7 protein-coding genes are annotated in these 8,855 nt (G+C 69.2%); 2 read left to right on the top strand and 5 right to left on the bottom strand.

Annotated features, from left to right (window positions below):
- Positions 1-49: 49 nt before the first annotated feature.
- The gene (locus AB0I52_RS30305; RefSeq protein ID WP_363078027.1) at positions 50-898 is read left to right on the top strand and encodes a fumarylacetoacetate hydrolase family protein; all 849 of its coding nucleotides are present in this window, start codon (positions 50-52) and stop codon (positions 896-898) included.
- A 6-nt stretch (positions 899-904) separates the two neighbouring features.
- Here the strand turns inward: AB0I52_RS30305 and AB0I52_RS30310 are convergent, their stop codons facing one another.
- The 5 genes from AB0I52_RS30310 to AB0I52_RS30330 all read right to left on the bottom strand — a co-directional run bounded on the left by AB0I52_RS30310 (position 905) and on the right by AB0I52_RS30330 (position 7,397).
- Positions 905-2,605 carry an NAD(P)/FAD-dependent oxidoreductase gene (locus tag AB0I52_RS30310; RefSeq protein WP_363078029.1) on the bottom strand — a complete coding sequence of 567 codons (1,701 nt, stop codon included), beginning with the start codon at positions 2,603-2,605 and terminating at the stop codon, positions 905-907.
- Positions 2,606-2,659: 54 nt separating this feature from the next.
- Positions 2,660-3,457 (bottom strand): carbon-nitrogen hydrolase family protein, encoded by a 798-nt coding sequence (locus AB0I52_RS30315; RefSeq protein WP_363078031.1) that lies wholly within the window; start codon positions 3,455-3,457, stop codon positions 2,660-2,662.
- 199 nt (positions 3,458-3,656) lie between these two features.
- Complete coding sequence (locus tag AB0I52_RS30320; protein WP_363078040.1) at positions 3,657-4,112, bottom strand: Lrp/AsnC family transcriptional regulator; 456 nt, start codon at positions 4,110-4,112, stop codon at positions 3,657-3,659.
- Positions 4,113-4,250: 138 nt separating this feature from the next.
- On the bottom strand, positions 4,251-5,708 hold the full coding sequence (locus tag AB0I52_RS30325) for an aldehyde dehydrogenase family protein (protein ID WP_363078033.1): 1,458 nt from the start codon (positions 5,706-5,708) through the stop codon (positions 4,251-4,253).
- Positions 5,709-5,930: 222 nt separating this feature from the next.
- Positions 5,931-7,397, bottom strand: a complete 1,467-nt coding sequence (locus AB0I52_RS30330; RefSeq protein WP_363078035.1) for a GuaB1 family IMP dehydrogenase-related protein — start codon at positions 7,395-7,397, stop codon at positions 5,931-5,933.
- A gap of 309 nt (positions 7,398-7,706) precedes the next feature.
- Between AB0I52_RS30330 and AB0I52_RS30335 the strand changes: the two genes are divergently transcribed.
- Positions 7,707-8,723, top strand: a complete 1,017-nt coding sequence (locus tag AB0I52_RS30335; RefSeq protein WP_363078036.1) for a terpene cyclase — start codon at positions 7,707-7,709, stop codon at positions 8,721-8,723.
- Positions 8,724-8,855: the final 132 nt, after the last annotated feature.

Consider the following 8,855-nt stretch of genomic DNA (forward strand, 5'->3'; position numbering starts at 1 on the left):
GTACCCGTAGCGCCCCCCGTACCCGTACCCGTCAGGAGATCCACCCGTCATGCGACTGATGCGCATAGGCGAGCCGGGCCATGAGCGCCCGGTCGTCGTCTGCCCCGAGGGCCGCCACTACGACCTGTCGGGCATCACCGACGACATCGACGGCGCGTTCCTCGCCGCGCTGGCCGAGAATCCGCACCTGATCCCCGCCGAGCCGAAGCTCTCGGAGACCGACATCACCGGGGAGCGGATCGGTGCCCCGGTGGCCCGGCCCTCCGCACTCCTGTGCATCGGCCAGAACTACGCCGCCCACGCGGCGGAGTCCGGTGCCGAGCCGCCCGAGCAGCCGATCCTCTTCTACAAGTCCCCGAACACGGTCGTCGGCCCGTACGACGACGTCCTCATCCCGCGCGGCTCGAAGAAGACCGACTGGGAGGTGGAGTTGGCCGTCGTCATCGGCCGCCGCGCCTCCTACCTGGACTCCCCCGCCGACGCCGCCGCCCACATCGCGGGCTACGCGGTGAGCAACGACGTCTCCGAGCGCGCCTTCCAGCTGGAGGACTCGGGCGGCCAGTGGTCCAAGGGCAAGAGCTGCGCCACGTTCAACCCGCTGGGCCCGGTCCTGGTGACGGCCGACGAGGTCGGTGACCCGCAGCGGCTGCGGCTGACCAGCCATGTCAACGGGGAGCCCCGGCAGGACTCCTCCACCGCGGACATGATCTTCAGCGTGGCGCATCTGGTGCACCATCTGTCGCAGTACCTGGTGCTGGAGCCCGGCGACGTCATCAACACCGGTACGCCGCAGGGCGTGGCCCTGTCCGGCCGCTTCCCCTACCTGGGCCCGGACGACGTGATGGAGGTCGAGATCTCCGGCCTGGGCCGGCAGCGCAGCGTCTGCCGGCCCGCGTAACCGCCCTCAGTCCTCCGGGAGTTCGACCGGGGCGATCTCGTCGAACACGTCGCCGGGGCCGGGGTTGGCCGCATCGGTCGCACCGCCGAACTGGGTCATCACGCCCCAGACGGCGTTCAGCGCGGTCTGGACGGCCCCCTCGGCCCAGCCGGCCGTCCAGGAGATGTCGTCGCCCGCCAGGAACAGGCCCCGCTTGTCGGCGGGCAGCCGGTCCTGCATGAAATGGGTGAACAGCCGCCGCTGGTAGCGGTAGTGGCCGGGCAGATTGGCCTTGAAAGCACCCATGAAACAGGGCTCGTTCTCCCAGGAGACCGTCACCGGACTGCCGATGATGTGCTTCCTGATGTCGACGCCCGGATAGATCTCACCGAGCGACTTCAGCATCACGTCCATGCGCTCGGTCGCCGAGAGCGGCAGCCACTTCAGGCTGTCGTCGCACCAGGTGTACGAGAGGCAGATGCTGGCCGGCTTGTCCGGGCCGTCGTCCAGGAGGTACGTGCCGCGCGTCATCCGGTCGGTGAGCGTCATCGACATGGTGTCGCGGCCGGTCATCGCGTCCTTGTCCAGCCAGAACGGCCGGTCGACGGGGACGAACAGCTTGGACGACTCCATGTAGTGGGTGCGCTCCATCGCCGTCCAGTGGTCGATCGGGAAGAGCGCGTCATCGCAGGCGATCTTGGAGAGCAGCAGCCAGGACTGCCCGGTGAAGACGGCCGCCCGGAAGGTACGGATGTCCCCGGAGGCGTCGGTGACGGTGATCCGGTTCCCGGCGGTGCGGTTCAGCCGGGTCACCGCGGGACGCGGCTCCCCGTCGTGCAGCGAGGCCAGCGAGGTGCCGAGCGGCCAGTGGATGATCTTCTGCGGTTCGCGTTCCCAGAGGCGCAGCGGAAGCTGCTGGCTGCCGCCCACGATGGAGCGGTGGTGGTCGTCCGCCTCGGTGTAGACGACGCGCAGGATCTCCAGGATGGAGTTGGGGAAGTCGGTGTCCCAGCCTCCCGTTCCGAAGCCCACCTGCCCGAAGACCTCGCGGTGGCGGAAGGACTTGAAGGCCTCCGAGTCGCAGAGGAAGCCGTAGAAGGTCTGGTTGTCGAGCTTCTCGACGAGCCGGGCCCAGATCTCCCGGATCCGCGGCACATCGCGCTCGCGCATCGCCCGGTTCATGTCGGAGAAGTCGGCGCCCTCCTCCAGGCAGCTGTTCCAGGCGTCCATCACGTCCCGGTAGATCTGCGGGAGGTCGTCGATCGTCCGGGCGTAGTGCGACTCGCCCTTCAGGTCGACGACGGTCGAAGGGGTGGCCGGGGAGAGCGGGTTGGGGAACGGCTTCGTCTCCAGTGCGACCAGGTCGATGTAGTGCTGGAGCGCGGTCGAGGACGGCGGGAAGCGCATCGCGCCCATCTCCGCGGTGAGCGGCTGCCCGTCCACCGTGCAGCCGTCGAACTCGACGGTGCGCAGCCGTCCGCCGATCCGGTCGGCCTCGTACAGGACGGGCCTGAGCCCCATCTTCATCAGCTCGTAGGCGGTGATGATCCCGGAGAGCCCGCCGCCGATGACCGCGACCTCGCTGCCGTGCTCGGTCGCCGGTATCTGTCCGAGCCCAGCGGGATGCGCGAGGAAGTCGTCGTACGCGTAGGGGAAGTCCGGCCCGAACATGGTGATCGGCGGGGCTGCCTCGGTGTGCTGGACGGCGGTGGGCACCGTGGACGTCATGGGGTACGGACTCCTTGCGGGAAAGGTGAGTGAGCGGAGCGGCGGGGCAGCCTCTCAGCCGAGGGAGCCGTACAGACCGGGGCGGCGGTCGCGCAGATACGGGTTGGCGGCCCGGGACGCGGCCAGCAGGGCCGGGTCGACGTCCCCGAGGACGAGTTCGTCGCCGCGTCCGGCACGGGTGCGGACCGTGCCGTCGGGACCGGCCAGGCAGCTCAGCCCGACGAACTCGAACTCGCCTTCCGGGCCGGTCCGGTTGGCGTAGGCGACGTACAACTGGCTCTCGAACGCACGGACCGGGACGACGGACTCGGCGACGAACGGGAAGGGGTGCATCAACGCCGTGGGCACCAGCAGCAGATCGGCGCCGGCGAGGGCGTGCGCCCGCACGTTCTCCGGGAACTCGACGTCGTAGCAGATCAGGAGCCCGACGCGGACGCCGTCCAGCTCGGCCTGGACGACCGGCTGCTCGCCGGGGGTGAACCACTGCTCCTCGAAGCCGCCGAAGAGATGGGTCTTGCGGTAGTTCGCGAGCGCGGTGCCGTCGGGCCCGATGAGCTGGGCGGCGTTGTACAGGGTGTCGCCGTCCCGCTCCGGGTAGCCGTAGTGAACGGCGATCCCGTGCCGTACGGCGATCCCGGCGACGGCTCGCGCGGCGGGCCCGTCGGCGGCCTCGGCCAGCCGGGGCACGTCGTCCCCGATCGCGTACCCGGTCAGGAACATCTCGGGACAGACGAGCAGCCGGGCCCCGCCGGCGGCGGCGTCCCGTGCGGCGTCTTCGAGGACCTCGATGTTCCGGGCCACCGAGCCCGGATGTCCGGAGCTCTGGAGCAGGGCGGTGCGCAACGGCGGCATGGCAGACCTCGGGCGGTGCGGGCGGGGCGGGGACATATTGACGGTACGGTCCGCGATCACCCCTGGACAAGGCGCGACCGTTGCGCATGGACCGTCGATCCATTGCGTCCGACCGGCCGTACGCGACGATTCGTTGCGCGACGTGGCAAAACCCAGCCCGCCCGGCATTTGAGGACAAACCCGCCGCCCCAGGACCCGGCTACGCCGGCGACCCCGACGAGTACCGCCGCAACAGCGGCGAGAGCACCAGCACGGACTTCGTCCGCTCCACGTACGGCTCGCCCGCGATCCGCTCCAGCACCTGCTCGAAGTGGCGCATGTCCGCTGCGAACACCTGAACGATCGCGTCGGCGTCCCCGGTCACCGTGGAAGCCGACGCGACCTCCGGATACCGGGCGAGACCGTGTTTGATCGACTCCGGCGAGGTGTTGCGGCTGCAGTAGATCTCGATGAACCCCTCGGTCTCCCAGCCGAGCGCCGCCGGATCCACCCGTACGGTGAATCCCGTGATCGCGCCCTCGGCGCGCAGCCGGTCCACCCGGCGCTTCACCGCGGGCGCGGACAGCCCGATGATCGAGCCGATGTCGGCGTAGGAGCGACGGGCATCTTCGGCGAGGGCGTGGACGATGCGTTCGTCGAGGTCGTTCAGTCGCACGTCGTACGGATCACTTCTCTGCGATGGCGATGGCCGGGTGACGGCCATGGCGACGGCCGGTTCGGGGGCGGCGGTGCCGCCCCCGAAGTAGACCATGGGCCCGCCCGGCAGGGCGCGCTCACCGCAGGTGGAGCGGGGTCAGAACGGGAACCGCGAGCGCCCGTGCTGCACGGAGATCCACTTCTGGGTGGTGAAGGCGTCGAGCATCGAGTCGCCGTTCAGCCGCCCGAGACCGGAGCTCTTCTCGCCGCCGAAGGGAACGATCGGCTCGTCGTGGACGGTGCCGTCGTTGATGTGGATCATGCCGGTCCGGATCCGCTGCCCGACCCGGACACCGCGCTCGACGTTGCCGGTGTGCACCGCGCCGCTCAGCCCGTAGGGGGTGTCGTTGGCGATCCGGACAGCCTCGTCCTCACCGTCGAACGGCACGAGGAGTGCGACCGGGCCGAAGATCTCCTGGGACAGTACCGGCGAGTCGGCCGCCAGGCCGGTCAGCACGGAGGGGCTGACGAGATTGCCGTCGGCCCGCCCGTGCAGCAGCGCGGTCGCGCCGGCCTCCACGGTCTGGTCGACGAGTGCGGTGATCGCCTCGGCCTGGGTGGAGTTGATCAGCGGACCGATCTGGGTCGCCGGGTCGGCCGGGTCACCGACGCGCAGCGAGGCGACCTTGGCCACGAACTTCTCGGTGAACTCCTGCTCCACCGAACGGTCGACCAGGATCCGGTTGGCGGCCATGCAGACCTGCCCCTGGTGCACGTAACGGCTGAAGACCGCCGCGTCGACCGCGTAGTCCACATCGGCGTCATCGAGCACGATGAGCGCGCTGTTGCCGCCGAGTTCGAGCACGGAACGCTTGAGGTTCGTCGCGCACACGGTCGCGACGTGCCGCCCGACCTTGTCCGAGCCGGTGAAGGAGATGACCTGCGGAATGGGGTGCTCCAGCAGCGCGTCGCCGATCTCGGCGATGTCGGTGACCACCACGTTCAGGAGGCCGGCCGGCAGCCCGGCGTCCTCGAACACCTTCGCCACCAGGGTGCCGCCGCAGATCGGCGTGTTCTGGTGCGGCTTGAGCACCACGGCGTTGCCGAGCGCCAGCGCGGGGGCGACCGACTTCAGCGACAGCAGGAAGGGGAAGTTGAACGGGCTGATGACACCCACCACGCCGACGGGCACGCGGTACACCCGGTTCTCCTTGCCCTCGGTCGGGGAGGGCAGGATCTGCCCGGTCGACCGCAGCGCGAGGTGAATCGACTCGCGCAGGAACTCCTTGGCCAGATGCAGCTCGAAGGCAGCCTTCAGACGCGTGCCGCCGAGCTCCGCGACGATCGCGTCACCGATCTCGGCCTCGCGGTCCTCGACGATCCGCAGCGCCTTCTCCAGCACGGCGCGCCGGGCGTACGCGTTGGTGTCGCCCCACGCCTGCTGAGCCCTCTCGGCCGCCCGGTAGGCCTGGTCCACCTCGTCGGCCGTGGCGACCGTGATCGAGGCGAGCTTCTCCCCGTCGAAGGGGTTGAAGTCGATGATGTCCCAGGACCCCTTGCCCGGCCTCCACTCGCCGTCGATGTACTGATGGGCCAGGTCAGTGAAGAAGGACATGAGATCCCTTGTCGCAGAGAGGCGGGCAGCTGATTGGGATTCATATTACTTAATCTTCAAGCGAGTTGGAAAGCATGAAAGCGTTCACAGGTACCCGGATCCGGACTACTGAAACGGCCCGCGCAAGCCCCCGGGAAACGCCCGTCAGCTCCCTGAAAAACGCCCGTGCCCCTTCCGGGCACGAGCGGCCGGAAGGGGCACGGATGGTGCGGCGGTGCGGGATCAGTTCCAGCTGGCGTGCAGCGGCTTGCCCTCGGCGTATCCGGCGGCGCTCTGCACACCGACGACCGCCTTCTCGGCGAACTCCTCGAGGGAGGCCGCGCCGGCGTAGGTGCAGGAGGAGCGGACGCCCGCGATGATCGAGTCGACCAGGTCCTCGACGCCCGGACGCGACGGGTCCAGGAACATCCGCGAGGTGGAGATGCCCTCCTCGAAGAGCGCCTTGCGGGCCCGGTCGTACGCCGACTCGTCGGAGGTGCGGTTCTTCACGGCGCGCGCGGACGCCATGCCGAAGGACTCCTTGTAGAAGCGGCCGTCGGCGGACTGCTGGAGGTCGCCGGGCGACTCGTACGTCCCGGCGAACCAGGAGCCGATCATCACGTTGGACGCGCCCGCGGCGAGCGCCATGGCGACATCGCGCGGGTGGCGGACGCCGCCGTCCGCCCAGACGTGCTTGCCGTACTTCTTCGCCTCGGCGGCACACTCCAGGACCGCGGAGAACTGCGGCCGGCCCACACCGGTCATCATCCGGGTGGTGCACATGGCGCCGGGTCCGACCCCGACCTTGATGATGTCGGCGCCGGCGTCGATGAGGTCGCGCACGCCCTCGGCGGCGACGATGTTCCCCGCGACGATCGGCACCTGGGGGTCCAGCGCCCGGATCGCGCGGACCGCGCTGATCATGGACTCCTGGTGACCGTGCGCGGTGTCGACGACCAGGGTGTCGGCGCCGGCGTCGAGGAGCTGCTCGGCCTTGCCGGCCACGTCACCGTTGATCCCGACGGCGGCGGCGATCCGCAGCTTGCCGCCCGCGTCGGTGGCGGGGGTGTAGAGCGTCGCGCGCAGTGCCGCCTTCCGGGTGAGTATGCCGACGAGCCTGCCCTCCGCGTCGACCGCCGGGGCGAGCTTGCGGTTGGCACCGTCGAGCTTGTTGAACGCGTCGCGCGGGTCGATGTCCGCGTCGAGCAGCACCAGGTCCTTGGACATGACCTCGGAGAGCTGGGTGAAGCGGTCGACGCCGGTCAGGTCGTGGTCGGTGACCACACCGACGGGCCGCCGCTCGCTGTCGACGACGACGCCGGCGCCGTGGGCGCGCTTGTGCAGCAGGGACAGCGCGTCGGCGACCGTCTGGCCGGGGGCCAGCACGATGGGCGTGTCGAGCACGAGGTGGCGCGTCTTGACCCAGGTGATGACCTCGGTGACGACCTCGATCGGGATGTCCTGCGGGATCACGACGAGACCGCCGCGACGGGCGATCGTTTCGGCCATCCGGCGGCCCGCGATAGCCGTCATATTCGCGACAACGAGCGGGATGGTGGTGCCGGTGCCGTCGGGCGAGGACAGGTCGACCCCTTGGCGGGATCCGACCGCCGACCGGCCCGGGACCATGAAGACATCGTCGTACGTGAGGTCGTACGGGACCACGGGGGACTCTGTGTATCGACCGGTGCCGGGCTCAAGAAAACGCATAACACTCATATTTTCATACGAAATGGCGCAGGTCGTTTCCACGATGACACAACAAATGACTCCCGCACTCGTATGTTCCTCCGAGGAACAAGGTCGGGAGTCCCGGGCAAGTGGAACCTGCCTTACCCACAGACTCTACCCGCACGGCATCCCGGTCATTCGGGAGATCATCATCCCTGGACCTGGTGACAAGGGGTCAGGTAGCTTCAAACCCGCAGGTCCCGCGGGTCAGCCTGATGCCCCGGCGGAACAGGCGGAATGGTCACAACTTCCGTCATACACACGACCGGAGAGGATCACGACCCGCCCGTGGAGAGCGAACTGCCGGACATTTACTGCCCGTTCCCCCAGCACACGAACCCGCACGTCGGGCACGTACGCAAACACCTCGACTCCTGGACCCGCAACACCGGTCTGGTGCACCGGGATTCAGCCAGGGAGCGCTTCGAGCACGCGGACTTCGGGGCCTTCGTGGGCATGGTGTACCCGACCGCCGACAGTGAGAATCTGGACCTTGTCGCCGACTGGTTCGTCTGGCTGTTTCTCGTCGACGACCAGCTGGACGACGGCCACCTCGGCCGCAGCCCGGACCGGGTGCGGAGCGTGGTCGCCCTGATGCGGTCCGTGGCCGAAGGCGCGGGCACGCCGGCGGACGAGGAGCTGCCGGCCGCCGTCGTCGCCCTCGTCGATCTGTGGGAACGCACGGTGCCGGCCGCCGCACCGCAGTGGCGGCGGCGCTTCACCTATCACCTGATGACGTACCTCACGACCGCCACCACCTGGGAGGCCGGGAACCGGGCCGACGGCGTGGTTCCGCCCGAGGCGACGTACATCGAGAAGCGCCGGCACACCGGTGCGATACATGTCTGCATGGACCTGATAGAGATCGTGGCCGGCATCGAGGCGCCCGAGTCGATCCACAACGATCCCCGGTTCATCACCGCGCTGGAGGCCTCGTGCAACGTCGTGTGCTGGGCCAATGACGTGTACTCCTACGAGAAGGAGCAGGTCCTCGGCGAGATCCACAATCTCGTTCATCTGGTCCGGCACCACCGCGGGTACGGCAAGCAGCAGTCGCTCGAACACGTCTGCGCGGAGATCGCCGCCGAGACCGAGCGCTTCCTCACCGCGGAGGCCGAGCTGCTCACCGCCTATCCGCAGCTCGGCTGGATGCTGAAGCCGTATCTGGACGGGATGCGGAGCTGGATGCGCGGCAATCTCGACTGGTCCCGGCAGACGCCCCGGTACAACCCGGCTGACGTCAGCCAGTACAAGGAGCCGGAGCAGTATCTGGAGGCGACGGTCCTGGGCGTCCGGCAGGACTGACCCGGGCCTGCGGCGTCAAGGACGCGGGGGGTGCGGGCGGTGTCCGCGGGAAGCCGCCCGTGTGCGCGGCGACCAGGAGCAGTCCGGCGCTGTGCCCGTCCAGCACCTGGTCGGCCTCTCCGTACAGCCGCC

Origin of the sequence: Streptomyces sp. NPDC050423 (assembly GCF_040655445.1) — a bacterium.
Classification (GTDB): Bacteria; Actinomycetota; Actinomycetes; order Streptomycetales; family Streptomycetaceae; genus Streptomyces.